Source organism: Bacillus sp. SRI_025, assembly GCF_057592095.1.
The window spans coordinates 62455-80854 of sequence record NZ_JBYEGB010000006.1; the positions used below are offsets into that span (position 1 = coordinate 62455).

17 protein-coding genes are annotated in these 18400 nt (G+C 43.2%); 9 read left to right on the forward strand and 8 right to left on the reverse strand.

Translation table 11 applies throughout. The annotated features are described in order from the left end of the window. Positions 1 to 37: 37 nt before the first annotated feature. The 3 genes from AC20OE_RS16060 to AC20OE_RS16070 form a co-directional block, all read right to left on the reverse strand. Positions 38 to 1471 carry an MDR family MFS transporter gene (locus AC20OE_RS16060; RefSeq protein WP_059375987.1) on the reverse strand — a complete coding sequence of 478 codons (1434 nt, stop codon included), beginning with the start codon at positions 1469 to 1471 and terminating at the stop codon, positions 38 to 40. 16 nt (positions 1472 to 1487) lie between these two features. Beyond that, on the reverse strand, positions 1488 to 2354 hold the full coding sequence (locus AC20OE_RS16065; RefSeq protein WP_228285979.1) for a TetR/AcrR family transcriptional regulator: 867 nt from the start codon (positions 2352 to 2354) through the stop codon (positions 1488 to 1490). A gap of 138 nt (positions 2355 to 2492) precedes the next feature. Then, entirely contained in the window at positions 2493 to 2870 is a 378-nt protein-coding gene (locus tag AC20OE_RS16070) for a hypothetical protein (protein ID WP_224930251.1), read from the reverse strand. Between the two features lie 137 nt (positions 2871 to 3007). Between AC20OE_RS16070 and AC20OE_RS16075 the strand changes: the two genes are divergently transcribed. After that, positions 3008 to 3319: an ArsR/SmtB family transcription factor gene (locus AC20OE_RS16075; protein ID WP_487269035.1), complete on the forward strand. Its 312-nt coding sequence runs from the start codon at positions 3008 to 3010 to the stop codon at positions 3317 to 3319. 31 nt (positions 3320 to 3350) lie between these two features. On the opposite strand, the gene gabR is transcribed toward AC20OE_RS16075, so the two are convergent. Continuing rightward, positions 3351 to 4775, reverse strand: coding sequence for a MocR-like transcriptional regulator GabR (gabR, locus tag AC20OE_RS16080; RefSeq protein ID WP_251181551.1), 1425 nt, complete (start codon positions 4773 to 4775; stop codon positions 3351 to 3353). A 109-nt stretch (positions 4776 to 4884) separates the two neighbouring features. Here gabR and gabT point away from each other — a divergent pair, with 109 nt between their 5' ends. The 3 genes from gabT to AC20OE_RS16095 are packed head-to-tail and all read left to right on the forward strand — an operon-like array spanning position 4885 to position 8980. After that, positions 4885 to 6201: a 4-aminobutyrate--2-oxoglutarate transaminase gene (gene gabT, locus AC20OE_RS16085; RefSeq protein ID WP_487269007.1), complete on the forward strand. Its 1317-nt coding sequence runs from the start codon at positions 4885 to 4887 to the stop codon at positions 6199 to 6201. Between the two features lie 21 nt (positions 6202 to 6222). Further along, a complete protein-coding gene (locus AC20OE_RS16090) occupies positions 6223 to 7611 on the forward strand; it encodes an APC family permease (RefSeq protein WP_487269008.1) in 1389 nt (462 codons plus the stop codon). After that, positions 7586 to 8980, forward strand: a complete 1395-nt coding sequence (locus tag AC20OE_RS16095; protein ID WP_059375994.1) for an NAD-dependent succinate-semialdehyde dehydrogenase — start codon at positions 7586 to 7588, stop codon at positions 8978 to 8980. The genes AC20OE_RS16090 and AC20OE_RS16095 overlap by 26 nt, the downstream gene beginning before the upstream one ends. 44 nt (positions 8981 to 9024) lie before the next feature. On the opposite strand, the gene AC20OE_RS16100 is transcribed toward AC20OE_RS16095, so the two are convergent. From AC20OE_RS16100 to AC20OE_RS16110, 3 genes are all read right to left on the reverse strand, one after another. Continuing rightward, positions 9025 to 9621 (reverse strand): NAD(P)H-dependent oxidoreductase, encoded by a 597-nt coding sequence (locus tag AC20OE_RS16100; RefSeq protein ID WP_058837334.1) that lies wholly within the window; start codon positions 9619 to 9621, stop codon positions 9025 to 9027. A gap of 166 nt (positions 9622 to 9787) precedes the next feature. Beyond that, a complete protein-coding gene (locus AC20OE_RS16105) occupies positions 9788 to 10402 on the reverse strand; it encodes a YcnI family copper-binding membrane protein (RefSeq protein ID WP_041089100.1) in 615 nt (204 codons plus the stop codon). Positions 10403 to 10418: 16 nt separating this feature from the next. Then, complete coding sequence (locus AC20OE_RS16110) at positions 10419 to 12053, reverse strand: copper resistance CopC/CopD family protein (protein WP_059375996.1); 1635 nt, start codon at positions 12051 to 12053, stop codon at positions 10419 to 10421. A gap of 507 nt (positions 12054 to 12560) precedes the next feature. Here AC20OE_RS16110 and AC20OE_RS16115 point away from each other — a divergent pair. The 5 genes from AC20OE_RS16115 (at position 12561) to AC20OE_RS16135 (ending at position 18113) form a co-directional block, all read left to right on the forward strand. After that, positions 12561 to 14003 (forward strand): PTS mannitol transporter subunit IIBC, encoded by a 1443-nt coding sequence (locus AC20OE_RS16115; protein ID WP_039176553.1) that lies wholly within the window; start codon positions 12561 to 12563, stop codon positions 14001 to 14003. 95 nt (positions 14004 to 14098) lie between these two features. Then, positions 14099 to 14533 (forward strand): PTS mannitol transporter subunit IIA, encoded by a 435-nt coding sequence (locus tag AC20OE_RS16120; protein ID WP_064498683.1) that lies wholly within the window; start codon positions 14099 to 14101, stop codon positions 14531 to 14533. A gap of 1 nt (position 14534) precedes the next feature. Next, positions 14535 to 15656: a mannitol-1-phosphate 5-dehydrogenase gene (locus AC20OE_RS16125; protein ID WP_064498684.1), complete on the forward strand. Its 1122-nt coding sequence runs from the start codon at positions 14535 to 14537 to the stop codon at positions 15654 to 15656. A gap of 100 nt (positions 15657 to 15756) precedes the next feature. Then, entirely contained in the window at positions 15757 to 17505 is a 1749-nt protein-coding gene (locus AC20OE_RS16130) for a methyl-accepting chemotaxis protein (RefSeq protein ID WP_064498685.1), read from the forward strand. 215 nt (positions 17506 to 17720) lie between these two features. After that, a complete protein-coding gene (locus AC20OE_RS16135) occupies positions 17721 to 18113 on the forward strand; it encodes a RidA family protein (RefSeq protein WP_039176565.1) in 393 nt (130 codons plus the stop codon). Positions 18114 to 18144: 31 nt separating this feature from the next. On the opposite strand, the gene AC20OE_RS16140 is transcribed toward AC20OE_RS16135, so the two are convergent. Next, entirely contained in the window at positions 18145 to 18378 is a 234-nt protein-coding gene (locus tag AC20OE_RS16140; protein WP_039176568.1) for a DUF2651 family protein, read from the reverse strand. Between the last annotated feature and the right edge of the window lie 22 nt (positions 18379 to 18400).

Below are 18400 nucleotides of genomic sequence, written 5' to 3' on the forward strand. Positions count from 1 at the left end.
ATGAAAAAAGAGCCGGCCATAAGCCGAGCTCTTTTTCTTATGAAGAAGAGGAGGAGGAAGATATCTCCTGCTTCATCACTTTGTTATCACGTTTTGCCTTTAAGAAAAAGGAGAGGATGAGTCCAATGACTGCAATCAGACCAGAAATGAAAAATGACGTATTCATTCCATGAACGGCTGATTTTAATGGATTGGCCAATTCTGCATTTGCAGCAGAGCTGCTCATGATGGAAACAAGCACAGCCGTTCCAATGGAACCGCCTACTTGTCTCATCGTGTTATTCATCGCTGTCCCATGCGGGATCAAATGAGGCGGTAATGCGTTAATACCTGCCGTTGTCAGCGGCATCATGATCATCCCAACCCCGATTAAGCGAAGCGTATAGGCGACCGTAATGAGAGCGATCGATGAATCAAGGGTGAGCAGCATAAATGGCAGGGTGGTAACGGTGAGGATCGTAAATCCGCCTAATGCCAGCCCTCTTCCGCCGACTTTATCAAAAATCCGTCCAATAATCGGTGACAGGAGTCCCATGAAGAGAGCACCCGGCAATAAGATCAGCCCTGTATCAAGTGCAGACAGCCCTCTGACATTCTGCGTATAAAGCGGCAGAATCGTCTCTGTACCAATCAATAAAGCAAAGACAAGCATCCCGAGGAAAGTTGTTAAGCTAAAGATCGCAAATTTAAATACGCCAAACTCAAGCATCGGTCTTGTTAAGTTCGACTGGCGCAGGATAAAGAAGAACAAGCTCACGGCGCCGACAATCAGCGAAATGAGAACAGTTGCACTCGTCCATCCATATGTGCCGACACTAGAAAATCCGTAAAGCAGCCCGCCGAAACCGAAGGACGACAAGATGACAGATAACACATCAATACGTGTCTCTCTTTGCTGCGTCACATTTTTCATTAAGAAGAAAGCAAGAATGAGATCAATGATACCGATTGGCAGAACAATATAAAACAGAGCCTTCCAGCTGAAGGAATCGACAATCCAGCCGCCAAGTGTTGGTCCAAGCGCTGGTGCGAACGAAATGACAAGTCCGACCATGCCCATTGCCTGTCCGCGTTTTTCTTTCGGGAAAATGGTTAAAAAGATCGTTTGCATCAGCGGCATTAAAATCCCTGCGCCGGCTGCCTGTACGATACGCGCTGCAAGTAACACCGGGAAATTCGTTGCAAATGAAGCAAGAATTGTACCGGCTGTAAAGATGCTAAGTGCCGTTAAAACTAAAGAACGGCTCGAAAATTTCTCAATTAAGAAAGCCGTTATCGGGATGAGAATCCCGTTTGTCAGCATAAAGGCTGTTGTAAGCCACTGTCCTTTGCTGACCTCAATATTGAAGTCCTCCATGATATGTGGGATCGCTGGAATAAGAAGCGTTTGGTTTAATATCGCGACGAATGCCCCAACGAGAAAAATCCCAACAATCACAGATCGATTGTAAGATGTTGTTGATTGGTTCATGTTATCCCTTCTTTATCTATAAAATGATGCTTTTCAGCTGTGACACGTTTTGTGATAAAACGCTGTTTTTGCCTAAATAATCGAGCAGTGAGCTGATTAAAAAGGTTCTCGGTTGGTCCTTTGATAATTCCTGATTGAGCAGCTCATACGCAGAGAGGAGATCATCTTTTTCTTCTCCGTTTGGCCATGAGTGAAGCTCTTGTTTGATCTTTGTTAAGTACGAATTGACAAGTTTTTCTTCGTCATATTCGTCCTGTGAGGAAAGCAAATAAGAGTTCATCAGCTCGTCTGTTAACACAGGTTCAATGGAACAAGGCTTTTTCGATACACGATCCATTACACCGATGATCATTTCGGCAGCAATTTCTAATTGGATGTTTTTTTGCTCAATCGCCAGCATTAAGATGAATTCTCTCATTAATCCATTGAGAACAATCACTAAATCCCAGACATATGGAGCGACAGATTCACCATACGTACTTAAAATAATGTCTCTGTGCCGCTGCATGATAATGGAGCGTGTTTCACGTAAATGCTTAATGACAATGGGCGAATGCTGAGAAAAAGCTTCAAAGGACAGCATGTTCAAAAATTTATGATTCTCTTTAAACTCTTCAAGCTCAAGCTTAATCTTCTTTGTGAATTTTTCCTTTTTGGACAGCGTCGTTTCTGAATGAATGATGCGGGAAATCTCTCTCATTTTGCGCTGATTGTATTTAATCAGTTCTAATAGAAGAGCTTCCTTTGAATCAAACAGTTTATAAATAGACGCTTTGGATATTTTACAGGCATCGGCAATTGACTGCATGGAGACACTCATATAGCCTTTTTGAGAAAACAATTTCTTCGAAACCCGCAAAATCTCTTCTTGCTTTTCGTTCATCTTCTTAAGTCCTTTCCGAATCGGCAAAACCATATGGTCACAATGGAAACCGAGTGGTCACTTTGGCTATCATAACAAAACCAATGTCTTAAGACAAGAAAATGAACTTAAAAAATACCCGTCTGTATGACAGGTACTTTATCCTTCCGCATGTGCGACATATATTTTTGTTTTGCCGTGAAGTTCAACGATCAAAAGGTCTTCTCTCTCCTTCACAGAGTAAATAGCGGTCCCTTTTTGCAGCCTAGAAGCTGTACCATGTTCAAAATTTTTGGCGGCTGTTTTCTGAATGACACCTACTTGCTGATGTTTTGTGACGTGTAAGGATGTCGTCCAATCTACATTTGTTTCATACACGGTTCCTTCCCATTGAAATAAATCTGCCTGCTGATCCATAGCTAATAACTCTTCCGCACTAGGTGGTTTTGACTGGGAATGATATTGGACTGACTGGCAGGCGCATAAGGAAAACGTGAGCAGCAAGAGCAATAAACTAAACCATATGTTACGTATCAAAAAAGGTTCCTTCCCTTCAATACAGCGTTTCTTAAGTAATGGACGTGAATGAAGTTAAATCGTTACATGCCTAGTCAGTTCATGAGTTTTAGGTGAATGAGATTGTATGTTGGCACAAAATACGATACATTTATCGTATGATGAATCCAAACCATCCAAACAAAGAAGATATGAGACTGATTTCTGTGCTGCACGCATTGGCTGATCCAATCCGGTTAGAAATTGTCCGCTGCTTGGCAGAAGCGGGGGAGAGGACATGCGGCACGTATGAGATGAATATTGCCAAATCCACGCTTTCCCATCACTTCAAAGTGCTGAGGGAGGCAGGCGTCGTGAAAGTGAGAATTGACGGGAAACACCGTTACTATTCTTTAAGAAAAGAAGACATCGAGACCGCTTTTCCTGGACTCATGTCATCGATTCTAGCTGTAGATAAAAAGCGGTGGTAAGCCAGCTGTCTATAAAGAGCAGCTGGCTGTTTTATTTCCCGAAAATGGCGTCATACAGCCGTTTCACAGCCGGCTGAATATCCTCTCGCCTCATATGCGAGAAGCCGAGGACGAGCGGGATAAAGCCTGGCTGATGCCCCGGCAATTGCTCATCAAGGGTAAACCGATCCATTCCGTACATTTTCAGCTTCCTTTCTTTCGCTCGCTGTAAAATCTCATGCTGCGTCCGGTTTGAACGGAACTCTGCGATAAAATGAAGCCCAGCATTTTCTCCAATAATCCGTACATTGTCAGCAAAAACCATATTGAGCTCTTCAATGAGCTGCTTCCGTTTTTCCTCATATAAACCATTCATTCGTTTAATATGCCGTTGATACGCCCCATCTTTTATAAAATGGAGAAGGGTGTATTGTGTAAAAAGATTAGCAGTTTGAATGAAAAAATGCTGTTCTTCCTTATAGCGTCTCAATAAATGCTGAGGCAACACCATATAGCTTAGCCGCAAGCCCGGCAGCAATGATTTTGAAAAGGTGCCCATATAAATGACTTTGTCATATCGATCGAGACTTTGCAGCGCTGGAATGCTGTCTGTGCCATATTTAAATTCACTGTCATAATCATCCTCAATGATGTAACGGTCTGGCTGATCAGCTGCCCAGTTTAACAGCTGAATGCGCCGGGAAATCGGCATAATCACCCCTGTTGGAAATTGATGTGAAGGGGTGATGATCAACACATTTGGCTGTTTCTTATGAATGTCGCTCATCCGCACACCTTTTTGATCAATGCCAATCGTTTCAATTTGATGATGATTGTTTTTCAGCATTTGATAGAGCCGGCGGTAGCCAGGGTTTTCTAGCCCGTATACTTGATCGGCTGGAAGGATGCTTGATAACGAATGAATCAGTGACTGTGTGCCTGCACTTAAAATGAGCTGTTCTGGATAGCATTTGACTCCTCGCGCAAGTCCGATCAGCCGGGCAATCGTTTCCCTGAGCTCATACACACCTTGTGGATGCGGAAGCTCACCGAAGGCATCTTGGTGGAGATGGATCGCCTTTTGTTCGCTTTTCAGCCAGCTTTTAAATGGAAAGTTCGCTGTATCGACGGAGATATGTGAAAAAGAATACCAGTCGTCTCGTGCAATCGGTTCTTCCTTTAAATCTACAGGAAGAGAAGAGGGTTTTAGCTGACCAGATTCATGAAACGTTTCTAGTGACTCCACGAAAAAACCTTTGCGTTCAACCGAATATAAATACCCCTCGGCAAGCAGCTGCTGATAGGCGCCATTCACTGAATTAACGCTGACGTTTAATGTATCGGCTAACTCTCGTTTGGACGGTAATTGATCGTGTGGCTGCAGGTTGCGATTTAAGATTTCTTCTTTGATTTTCATATAAATTTGATGATAAATATATCCGTTTTGCCCTGTTTGATCTAGTTGAATTGTCAGCATCTCACCATTCCATCCTCTCTGATACCATGAAAAAAATGATATTGGTACTTTCTATCATACCAAAAAATATTCAGAATAATAAAAAAGGATATAAAGGGGATGGATGACAATGAGTCAAACGACAACAAACCGTTTTTCAACTGAAGAATGGCAGGGGAAAAGAGATCAATACGTCGCAAGAGGCGTGAGTAATGGCAACCGTCATCTTGCAGCGAAGGGGAAAGGAGCCGAGCTGTTCGATATTGATGGGAAGCGATTTATCGATTTTGCAGGCGCCATTGGCACATTAAACGTAGGACATTCACATCCAAAGGTGGTGGAAGCGGTCAAAGCACAGGCAGAGAGCCTGATTCATCCAGGTTTTAACGTGATGATGTATGTATCGTATATCGAATTGGCAGAGAAGCTTTGCCGCCTCACACCAGGAGACCATGATAAGAAAGCCATTTTCCTTAATTCAGGTGCAGAAGCTGTTGAAAATGCCGTGAAAATTGCCCGTAAATATACGAAAAGACAGGCCGTTGTGTCGTTTACAAGAGGTTTTCACGGCAGAACGAATATGACAATGAGCATGACGAGCAAGGTCAAGCCATATAAATTTGGCTTCGGACCATTCGCATCTGAGGTGTACCAAGCACCGTACCCTTATTACTATCAAAAGCCTGAAGGATTAAGTGATGCCGCTTACGATGAGTACATCATTGATCAATTCAATCAATTCTTCGTCGCAGCCGTTGCACCAGAAACCGTTGCTTGTGTGGTCATGGAACCAGTCCAAGGGGAGGGCGGATTCATTGTGCCATCGAAGCGTTTCGTTCAGCATGTTGCATCATTCTGTCAGCAGCACGGGATTGTCTTTGTTGCAGATGAAATCCAAACCGGTTTTGCGAGAACAGGGAAATACTTTGCGATTGAGCACTTTGATGTGGTGCCGGACTTAATTACTGTGTCAAAATCTCTTGCAGCTGGCTTACCGCTGAGTGGTGTCGTTGGCAGAAAAGAAATGCTTGATGCGGCAGATCCAGGGGAGCTCGGGGGAACATATGCAGGAAGTCCGTTAGGCTGTGTAGCAGCACTGGCTGTTCTTGATATCATTGAAACTGAACAATTGAATCAACGATCTGAACACATTGGACAAGTCATTGAGGACAAAGCCAATGAATGGAGAACAGCGTATCCATTCATTGGGGAAGTACGCCGATTAGGGGCAATGGCGGCGATTGAAATTGTGGAAGATCAAACAACACGTACACCGGATAAGAAAACAGCCGCAGCGATTGCAGCATATGCAAACGATCACGGGCTGCTTCTATTAACGGCAGGGATTAATGGGAATATTATTCGCTTTTTAACACCACTTGTCATCACAGATGAGCTGCTTCACGAGGGACTAGGGATCATCGAGGAAGCCTTCAAAGCACGCTAAACAACAAAGGGGGATGGTTGTATGCAAAAACAACAAATGGCAAAAACGATGTCGCAGTCAGACGTGCTGTTTTTGTCCATTGGTGCAATGCTTGGCTGGGGCTGGGTTGTACTTTCGGGAGATTGGATTTTAACAGCGGGCTTTTTAGGCAGTGTGATTGCCTTTGTGATAGGAGGCATTCTCGTGATCTTTATTGGACTTACGTATGCTGAGCTTTCGTCTGCGATTCCAGAGACAGGCGGAGGGCTCGTCTTTGTCCAACGGGCATTTGGGATGAAAGCAGCGTTCGTTTCAGCATGGGGCGTATTATTTGGTTATGTGTCTGTGATTACGTTTGAAGCTGTCGCCTTGCCGACCGTCATTGATTATGTGATTCCAACACAGCATGCTGGCTTTCTATGGAATATAGGGGGCTGGGACGTGTATTTCACGTGGGTATTGATTGGATCTGGCGGTGCATTGTTTTTAACAGCACTGAATTACATTGGGGCGAAGCCTGCCGCCATTTTCCAGTCCGTGTTCACTGTGGCAATTATTCTGACAGGTTTTCTCCTTTTAGGCGGCGCAACATTTAATGGAGATTTTGCAAACCTTGAGCCGATGTTTCAAGGCGGGGTTGGCGGTCTCATGGCGGTATTAGTCATGATTCCCTTTTTATTCGTTGGGTTTGATGTCATTCCACAAGTAGCAGCGGAAATTCATGCACCAAAGAAAATCATTGGGAGAATCTTGATTATTTCTATCGTAAGCGCGGTCGTTTTTTATCTGCTTATTGTCTTTGGGGTAGCTGCTGGAATGTCAAAAGGACAGCTTGAAGCCTCTTCATTAGCGACAGCAGATGCCATGGTTCAGCTTCTCGGTCATCAAGCATTTGGAACAGTGTTGGTTATTGGCGGTGTAGCAGGGATTGTGACAAGCTGGAACGCTTTTATCATCGGGGCAAGCCGTATCCTATATGCCATGGCGGAAAGAGGCATGATTTCCAAATGGTTTGCGTATATTCATCCAAAGTATAAAACACCGACAAATGCGATTTTGTTTCTTGGGGCATTGGCCTTTTTTGCTCCATTATTAGGCCGTCCTGCCCTCGTGTGGATTGTGAATGCGGGCGGTGTCGGAATCATCGTTGGATACTTAATTGTATCCATCGCCTTTATGAGACTTCGCAAAATAGAACCCGAGCTTGAGCGTCCATACCGCATTAAATATTGGCGAATGACAGGCGTTCTAGCCATTGGACTGAGTCTTCTTTTTCTTTCATTTTACTTTCCAGGAATGCCGGCCTCCTTATCATGGCCAGCTGAATGGATTTTGCTTTTAGGTTGGGTACTCATTGGGTATATACTATATGTAATGAATCCAAGAACGAAGGAGACGGTAGAGCATGACAAACGAACTCAAAGTGTATAATCCTGCAACAGGAGAAGAAATTGCTTCAGTTGCTCAGCATACAAAAGAACAGATCGAAGACGCAATTTCCCGCTCACATAAAGCATTCAAAGCATGGGCCAAAACGTCAGCGCATGAGCGTGCCAATATCATTCGCAAGTGGTTTGATCTGATGATTGAACATAAAGAAAGGCTTGCGAAAATCATTACAGAAGAAAACGGGAAGCCGTATCAAGAAGCATTAGGGGAAATCGTCTATGCGGCTGGTTATATTGAATGGTACGCGGAGGAAGCAAAGCGAATCTACGGCAGAACCATCCCATCACATACGACAAGTAAACGCCTTTTCGTCACAAAACAGCCAGTTGGTCCTGTTGCTGCCATTACTCCGTGGAATTTCCCTGCGGCGATGATTACGAGAAAGGCAGCCCCAGCGCTTGCAGCAGGCTGTACGTTTATTGTAAAACCTGCTGAAGACACACCGCTGACAGCTATTGAACTAGTAAAATTAGGTCATGAAGCTGGTATTCCAGAGGATGCATTGCAATGGGTTGTCGGAGATGGCAAAGAAGTGGGTGAAATCTTCACAGATAGTCCATTGATTCGAAAAATCACGTTTACAGGCTCAACGCCCGTCGGAAAGCATTTGATCAAAAACAGTGCGAGTACAGTGAAGCATGTATCAATGGAGCTTGGCGGCCATGCCCCGCTTATCGTAGACAAGGACGCAAATCTTGAGTTAGCTGTCAAACAAGCAGTAGCGTCTAAGTTCCGTAATGCAGGACAAACCTGCGTCTGTGCCAACCGCTTAATTGTGCATGAAGACATTCATGAAGCATTTGCGCAAAGGTTCAGCAAAGAAGTAGAAAAGCTGAAAGTGGGAAATGGCTTTGAAGAAGGCACATCTATCGGTCCAATTATCAACAAGCGCGGCTTTGATAAAATTGTCGGCCAAATTCAAGATGCAGTGGATAAAGGGGCGAAAGTTCTTGTTGGCGGCGATACGCATTTCGACGATGACAAATCATATTATTTTGTCCAGCCAACGGTTCTTACACATGTGGACACTTCAATGAACATTATGCATGAAGAGACCTTTGGTCCAGTGGCGCCGATTACAACATTCAAAACGTTAGACGAGGCAATTGAATTAGCCAACGATACACCTTTTGGCCTTGCAGCTTATTTCTTTACAGAAAATTATCGGAACGGGCTCTACATTTCCGAACATCTCGATTATGGAATTATTGGCTGGAATGATGGCGGTCCATCAGCTGTCCAAGCACCGTTCGGCGGTATGAAAGAGAGCGGGATAGGGCGAGAAGGCGGAATCGAAGGAATCGAACCATATTTAGAAACAAAATATGTATCTATTGGTTTAGACGAATAAACGTGAAAAAGACTGTCTGAGGAATCTCAGCAGTCTTTTTTATGTTATACAGCCGGCGGGAAAAGCTGGTCCACCGTTTCTTTCGTTTCTTTCAGAATTTCATGTATGTAATCTGCAGATGCCTGTTCCATACTGCTGAACAAAAGCCGTTCGACAGGCTGAACCCCAATAAGATTAAAGACTTCTGTATCCGTTGTCATGTGATGAGAGGAGGAAAAGCTCATATTGGAATCAAGAAAATTCCTCGGGGCATCGTGCGTGTTGATAATGACCCCTTTTTTGTGCCGAAGTAAATTTTCAATCACTCCATGCTCATTCTTCTGATAAGCAAAGCCCTCAGAAAAGACGCGCTCTACATAGCCCTTTAGCATAGCTGGCAAGCCTGTCCACCATATTGGAAAAATAAACGTCAGCACATCCGCTTGCTGAATCAGCTTCTGCTCTCTTTGAATGTCGATCGGGACATCACCGCATTTGATCGCAGCCTTTTCTGCAATGGTGAGCTCTGGCGGAAAACCTAGCGCATAGACATCACGAACAGTCACTTTATGACCATTGTTCAATAGAGTGCTCACAACAAGATCTAATAAGGTTTGATTTAAGCTTTGCTGGGGATGAGCAAAAATGATTACATGGTTCATCTCATAGCCTCCTATGTGGTCATCTGTCTCATTATGGCATGTGGATTTATCCTATTCAATCCTATATTGGTAATAACAAGTTGGGAAAATGGAAAATAATTGATTTTTAAATGTGTAAAGGAAGAAAAAGCGATCGTTTCTAAGAAAACGATCGCTCATACAGCTTTTATTTTTTTCTAAAAGCAAGTCCCAGTGCAATCAGTGCCACGACTAGAGCAGCAATGGACAGACCAAGGACAAGTGGTGAGGAAGAAGCAGAGGCTGTTTCAGAGGCCTTCTCTTCTTTTGGTTTTTCTTGACCATGTGAATCCGTTACGGTATTAGATGCCACAATGTTTGTGATGGAATGAGGTTTATCAGCATCTTTATCGCCAGTCCATTCAACGACTGTTCCATCCTTATAATATTGATACGCATCCCATGCAGCTTCACCAGCTTTTTCAGGGTTTTTCGCTACAAAAACGAATTGCTGAAATTGTCCAGCAAGCACACCTTTACCAGTTGCCTCCCAAGTCACTCTTGTCACCTTGCCATCTTTCTCTTCAGTTGACGTTTTCCAGCCAGGTACAGGCTCATATTGCTGGAATTCTACGCCTTTAGGAATTGTCACGACAACCTTAGTCGTTGGACTGTCACTTTCAGAAGGAACCTTTAATGTATAGGTCTCCCAAGCATTTGTCGCAGACGTATCAGGCTTGACTGTTACGTGCGCACTCACAGGAATCGCCAATAAAAATGAAGCGAGAAGCATTGGTAATAAAGCTTTAACGTATTTTTTCATATGTGATGAACTCCTTTTAGTTTCTTCTAATAAAGGTGGTATCGATATTCTCAAAAGAACCAGTTAACGCATGGATTTCAATTTTCCATGTGCCTTTTTCATTTAATAAGAGATTTTCAGCAGAGAAATGACCGTTTTTTAATCGTTTCAGCTGAAATTCACTTGGTGTCTCATCACCGAATAAAGCCACCTTATGAATCTTGGCTGTCACAGATTGAATATCAGTCATCGTTTCACCATTCTTCTTTGTAAATGCCACTTCGAATGAGTTTTTCCCCGGGGCATTCGGGGTAATGCTCAAGGACACAATGTCACGATGCTCGACCTGATTTGCGCCAAAGAAAGGCTCAGGTGCAGGCGGAGGAGGGCTCGGAATATTAGTAAAGACAGCCGTTAATAACAAAATGGCGATCCCGATCATCCATTCAGCTCGTAAGGAAAAGCTGCGTTTCTGCTTTTTTTCCCATCTCAGCATCAAGTAATGCATAAGTCCAAGCAGGCCCATGATGATAAATAAACCAAGCTTGATTAAAAAGGTGCGTCCGTATGCTGATTGGAAAAGAGCGTCAAACGATTGCAAAATAAAGATGGCATTCACAAATCCTGAAAACACAATAAGTCCAACAGAGAGCAGTGCCCAAGGATGAAATGCTGCGAGCGTATTCCGTATGAGCGGCTCATCTTCATTTGGCAGTTTCTTCATCAAAAGAAGGACAATGGCTGTTAAACCACCGACCCAAATCGAAGCAGAGACGAGATGGATGAAATCAAGTGATGTTGTGAGTATTTTATTGTCTGTTGCGGCTGGATGTCCGATTTGTGCTTTCAGCCAAAGCAGCACTGTGAAGAGAAGCAGTGGAAACAGCCAAACACGAAAAGAAGAGAAGTCCCCTTTTCTCATCGCCACAATTGTCCAGATGGTGAGAAGTACAAATGACGCCATAAGCATCATCCACAGACTACCGCCAGAAGTGGACGCAATCGTTTCTTGTAAAAGCGAAGGCTGAAATGCCCCAAAAAAGGACACGTCTGCCGCTGATTTTGTCTGAATCGGCAGCTGGAACACAAGTGCTCCACCCATCATGATCAATGACAATGTCAAAAGCCGCTTCATTCGTTTCGCCAATACAGGTGAAATCGCTGCCCTGAACCAAAGCAGTCCAAACAAAATGGTGCCAAGGAATAAGCTGAATGACGTATAAAGAAAGGCTTTATCAATAGTTGAAGCCACATCAATGGATTCATCCGTCTGACCTTGCTCTAATTGGTCAAAACCGCCAGCCGCTTTTCCAATACTAAACGGAATCATGCCAGAGACAGAGTGTCCGTCCGCTGATACCGCATTCCACTGAATGGTGTAAATCCCTTTAGGTAAATTCTTTTTTAAAGCCGCTTCCATGATCTTTTGATCTTTAATGACCGTATCTCCTTTATCCACACGATCACCTTTTGCATTTAGCACCTTAATGGCATGAAACCCGCTTTCAATTCCTTCACTAAATGTGATCGAGACTGAAGGAGGCTGCTGATCCAGCTCTTCATTTGCCGCTGGGTTCGAGCTCACGACGTATGCGTGAGCAAATGCTTCCTTTGGAATGAAAAAAGCGAACATGACCATAAGAAGCAGAAGCCACTGACTATTTTTAAACAAAGTGAATAACCGCCTTTCTACCTATGAAAATGTCTCATGTATCAGAAAGAAAGCGGCAGTAAACTGTGAGTCACAGAAAAAACCGCTCCTTCTATTGTACCGCCCTCTCTAAAAGGTAAACGAAACAAATAGCAAGATGGTTCACTTTTTCTGTGTCATGTCTGCGCAGACATTTCTTAATTGAATAGGTTTGATCAATTATAAGCCTATTCGATTTAAGAAGAGGAAACAAGAAGTGACCATTTGAAAGTTGTGAAATTCCCATGAATTTTGCGTGAAAACAACGGCAGATCAAGCTTTCCACCCATTATATGTTGAGATCTGACAGAGGATTCACATCATTTTTCAATTTTGTCACATACGATGTGACAAAGTGACATTTAGTTTCAATTGAAGAGAAAGTGAAAGCGTTTTACGATAGGCATAAGGGCTTCACTGAATCTTGTTCTTATATCTTTTGACCTATAAAGCCCTAAATAAAGGGAGAGAAGAAAGGAGTTTTCATAGATGCAGGAAAAAAGCGGATTTCGCGTAAAAGTACAGCGCTTTGGAAGCTATTTAAGCGGTATGATCATGCCGAATATTGGAGCGTTTATCGCTTGGGGACTCATCACTGCATTGTTCATTCCAAGTGGTTATTTTCCAAATGAACAATTAAATACACTTGTTGGTCCAATGATCAACTACTTGCTGCCGCTCTTAATCGGTTACACAGGCGGGAAGCTCGTATATGACCATCGAGGCGGGGTACTCGGTGCAACCGCTACGATCGGGGTTATTGTCGGTTCGGACATCCCAATGTTTTTAGGTGCGATGATCATGGGACCGCTTGGCGGGTATCTCATTAAGAAAATCGACCAGCTGTTTAAAGACCGAATCAGATCAGGTTTTGAAATGCTGATTAATAATTTTAGTGCAGGTATTCTAGGTGCCATTTTAGTCGCCATTGCTTTCTACGCCATCGGCCCAGTGGTACTAGGTCTGAATAAAGCCCTTGCGGCAGGTGTAGATATCATTGTCAATGCACATTTACTTCCGCTGGCAAGTATCTTCATTGAACCAGCAAAAGTATTGTTCTTAAACAATGCGATTAACCAAGGGATTTTAGGTCCATTAGGGGTGGAGCAAGCGGCGAAGACAGGGCAATCCGTTCTGTTCTTGCTTGAAACAAACCCAGGACCAGGTCTCGGTGTTCTTCTGGCCTACATGTTCTTTGGAAGAGGGACAGCAAAGCAGTCTGCACCGGGTGCGATTGTCATTCAATTCTTAGGGGGAATCCATGAGATTTACTTCCCATACATCTTAATGAAGCCAAAGCTCATTTTAGCGGTAATTGCTGGGGGAGCAAGCGGCGTTTTAACTTTTACACTGTTAAATGCGGGCCTAAAGGCTGTACCGTCACCAGGAAGTATCATCGCTCTTATGCTCATGTCACCAAAAGGCGGCCATCTTGCCGTTCTAGCAGGTGTTGTCGTGGCAGCGGTCGTATCATTCCTTGTCGCTTCTGTCATTTTGAAAGCGTCTAAAGCAGTGGATGAAGATTTAACAGCAGCAACAGAAAAAATGCAAGACATGAAAGGCAAGAAAAGTGCAGCAGCAGCTGCTCTTACAGCACAAAAAGAAGGTGCTGAAGCAAGCGAGCAAGCAGCATCTCCAGATGAGATCAATCCAGATGACGTGAACAAAATCATCTTTGCCTGTGATGCAGGAATGGGCTCAAGTGCGATGGGCGCATCCGTTTTAAAGAATAAAGTCAAAAAGGCAGAACTTGATATTGATGTGACAAATACATCCATCAGCAACATTCCAGATGATGCCGATGTAGTCTTTACTCATAAAGATTTAACAGATAGAGCGAAGGCAAAACTGCCAGGAGCTGTGCATATTTCAGTTGATAATTTCTTAAACAGTCCGAAATACGATGAGCTGATTGAGAAATTGAAAAAATAACATGACGAAACGGGTTGAGTCCAATTTTTCCTAATTGAACTCCCCGTTTTGGTTGTTTTCTGATTTTCTATTCTAAAAAAGGTGTGTGATCTCTCATGAAACAAGTACTTTCAAAAGACAATATTTTTCTAAACGAACAAGCGGGCTCTAAAGAAGAAGCCATTAAAAAAGCAGGCGAAGTCTTAGTGGCAAACGGTTATGTCACAAGTGATTATGTGGACAAAATGTTTGAAAGAGAACATATTTCTTCTACATTTATGGGCAACGGAATTGCCATTCCTCATGGAACAGAGGATGCGAAAGCGGCTGTCCTTCATTCAGGGATTTCCATTATCCAAATTCCAGACGGCGTTGAATACGGCGAGGGGAATATTGCTAAAGTTGTATTTGGCATCGCTGGTAAAAACAATGAGCATCTCGATATTCTTTCTCAAATTGCGATTGTCTGTTCAGAAGAAGAAAACGTAGAGCGTATCCTTCATGCAAAGGATCAGGATGAACTGATCGCCATCTTTAACGAGGTGAACTAACATGAAGGCACTTCATTTTGGAGCAGGAAATATTGGCAGAGGGTTTATCGGATCTTTGTTAAAAGCATCAGGATTTGAGCTCGTTTTTACCGATGTAAATGAAGCGGTCATCAACGAGCTGAATGAAAAAGGAGAATACACGGTTGAACTCGCAGCACCAGGGCAGCAGCAAGAAGTAGTCGGTCCTGTGTCAGCCATCAATTCCGCAAAAGATCCAGCTGCTTTAATAGAGGCGATTGCAACAGCTGATCTCGTTACAACAGCTGTTGGACCAGCCATTTTGAACATCATTGCTTCGTCGATTGCTGAAGGTTTAAAACAGAAAAAGCCTGATCATATCATCAACATTGTGGCATGTGAAAATATGATTGGCGGCAGCTCTCATTTAAAGAAAGCCGTTTTCTCTCATTTAACAGCTGATGAACAAGAAGCGCTGTCACACACAGTTGGTTTTCCAAACGCTGCGGTTGATCGCATTGTCCCAATTCAGCACCATGAGGACATATTGAAAGTATCAGTCGAGCCATTTTTCGAGTGGGTGATTGATGAGACAGGCTTTATTGGAGACGTTCCTCAAATTGACGGAGCGACCTTTGTACAAGATTTGACGCCATTTATTGAGCGTAAGCTCTTTACTGTCAACACAGGACATGCACTAGCTGCTTATGTCGGGTACGAGAAAGGTGTGCAAACGATTAAAGAAGCTGTCGATACACAAGAGATTCGTCAAGTGGTCGAAGGTGCACTTCACGAAACAGGCAGTTATTTAATCGACACATATGGCTTTCAAAAAGAAGAACATGATGTGTATATTCAAAAAATCATTAAACGATTTGAAAATGCCTTTATCTCTGATGAAGTCACGCGTGTCGCACGCTCTCCACTTAGAAAGCTCGGAGCAGATGACCGTTTAATCGGTCCAGCGAAAAAGATCAAACAGCCACATTATTTAATTAAAGGCATCGTGGCAGCTTTGGCTTACGACTTTACTAATGATGAAGAAGCTGTTCGTCTGCAGGCATTACGAAAAGAAAAAGGCATTGAAGGTGTGCTGGAAGAGGTATGTGGACTCTCGCCAACAGACGATCTTTATCAAGCCATTCTTAAAGAAGCAACTCGATAATTGAACATCCCTTTCCAACGTGCGAAAGGGATTTTCTTCTATGACTTTTTTTAATACTTTCCCCTGCTTGACGATATATAAAGTAAGGGGGAATTTGTTTATGAAAAAGAAAGCGTTTGCGTCAAGAAGTGTCTTTTTTCAATTAATGTCTGCCATTATCGTGATCACGATTTTAACGGGCGGACTTGTTGGAACTACGGGATATTTGTTAGCGAAACATGTATTAATTGATGCAGGGAAAGCAGATTTAAAGCACATCGTCAGCGGAGCGATGGCCACACTTGAACAGTTGAATGACCGTGTGGAGAAAAAAGAACTGACGCTTGAGCAGGCGCAAGAACAGGCCCGCCTTTACTTGAGCGGACCCAAAAATGACAACGGGAAGGGATACCAATCTCAAAAATCAGATTTTATCTATAAAAATAAAGGCTATCTGATCGCATATGGCACTGACTACTCAACCCAGGTCCATCCGGTCAACGACATCGGCGTCATTCCAGATAACACGACCAATCGTCAAAAAATGGTCGCCGGCGCCAATGCAAAAGATGAGGATGCACACTATGTGACCTATATGGATAAGGACGATGCAACCGGCGAAGAAAAGGAAAAGCTTGCCTATATGAGCCAGTTTACACCGTGGAATTGGAGTGTAGGCATCGCTGTCTTCCAGGACGAATTTTATAAAGAATTAGAGCAGATGAAGCTCTATATTATTCTCATTACAGCGGGTGTCGCCCTTCTGAGTTTAGGCGTCTTTTATTTAGCTGCCCGAGGAAAAGTCAGACTGCTCAAGCAAGTCACTGCTGCTTCAAAGGAAATTGCGGCGGGGAATATTGAACGCACGAGCTTAAAGGAAACAACGGATGAAATCGGACAGCTGGCAAAAGGCTTTAACCATATGTCAGGAGAGCTCAGAACACTGGTGAGCGGTTTACAGGAAACGAGCAGTCAGCTTGTTGAATCAGCGACAGATTTATCGGCGATATCTGAAGAAACCTCAGCCAGCAGTGAAGAAATTGGACGAGCCATCGGAGACATTTCGACTGGAACACTTCATCAAGCATCCGATCTTGAAGTAGCCAATCAACAAATGACCCAGTTTAATCAATCTATTGAGAATGTGAAAGAACAGAGTGATCAAATTAAACGGATTTCTGACCAATCAAGTCAATCATCACAGCAGGGTCAGCAAATCGTACAGCAATTAAAACAATCGAATGAACAATCGATTCAGGCGTCTCAAGGCATTAGAGCAGGAATCGAGCAGTTAAGTACAAAAGTACAGGATATTTCTCAAATCACAGATACGATTGAAAGCATTTCAAATGAGACCAATTTACTGGCACTGAATGCCAGCATTGAAGCAGCACGTGCAGGAGAGCACGGCAAAGGCTTCTCAGTTGTGGCGAGTGAAGTGCGGAATTTAGCTGAGCAGACAAAACAATCAGCTGTTCAAATTCAGCAAATGATCCAAGGCATTAAAGAAGAAACGACAACAACAGCTGGTATCATGTCTAACACAATGGATCGTTTTGCCGAGCTGGATGAAGCGGTGCATGCAACAGAACACGAATTCAATGCCATCTCTACATTGATTTCACAAACCATCGTTGAAACAAACGCGATGGCAAAAGAGCTGAATACACTGCTGGAGCAAAACGACCTTATCACAAAAGCCATGCACGGCGCAGCACATGTTTCTCAAGAAAATGCAGCGGCGATCGAAGAAATCACTGCATCCACAGACGAACAAGTGACAGCCATCTCTAATGTGGCAAAAGCAGCAGAAAGACTCAATGAACTTAGCATGCGATTGAATCAGGACATTGCGCGTTATCGTCTATAATTCATTTTGACTATGTGGTACTATGAAGTTAATCAAAACCTTGCTCACGCAAACAAAAGGAGTGTTTCAGTCATGAAAAAGAAGATATTGATGTTCTTACCTTGTGGCTATGGATACTCCACTGCTGTTTTCTTTGAAGGTAGATAGAAATTGGTGAAGTCTGTCTACAAAACGAAGAAACTAGCAGAAAAATAAACGTGAGTGAGGGACATAACATGGAAAAAATAACGAGAAAAAACCCAGAAAGTATGCCGAAACCTGTTGGTAACTACAGTCATATTACAAGGGTGCCAAAGGGTGCGGGATTATTTGTTACATCGGGTCAGGTAGGGACAGATATAGATGGGCAGATCCCATCAAGCTTAAACGACCAAGTAACGAATACGTTTGAAAATATCAAAAAAATCCTTGAATCAGAGGGATTGAATGAAGAACATGTGATCAAGGTCAATATATGGGCAACAGAAGAAATAGACTGGGATCATCTATATCCTCAGTGGGATACGATTTTCAAAACAGCTTACCCATCAATGACGGTTGCGTATGTATCAGCTTTAGGATGGCCTGAGCTAAAAATTGAAATTGAACTATGGTGTGCGGATATATGATTTAAAAAAAGAACAGCGATGCTGTTCTTTTTTACTTGAGCCGCTTTGTAATCCATCCAGCAAAGAATGTAAAGACGGTATAGACAATAACCCAAATGAGAAAAGATTCATTCCCGCCAATATAGGTGAACATGAAGATCATGCTCGCTAACAGCACAATCAAAGTAGGCATCCAAACATTCTTCAAAAGGAGCGTACCGAAAATACCAATCAGCACAGAGATAATGGGGAAGCCAAATACAATGAATAAAATAAAAACAGCCATACGACTAACTCCTTTTAACAAG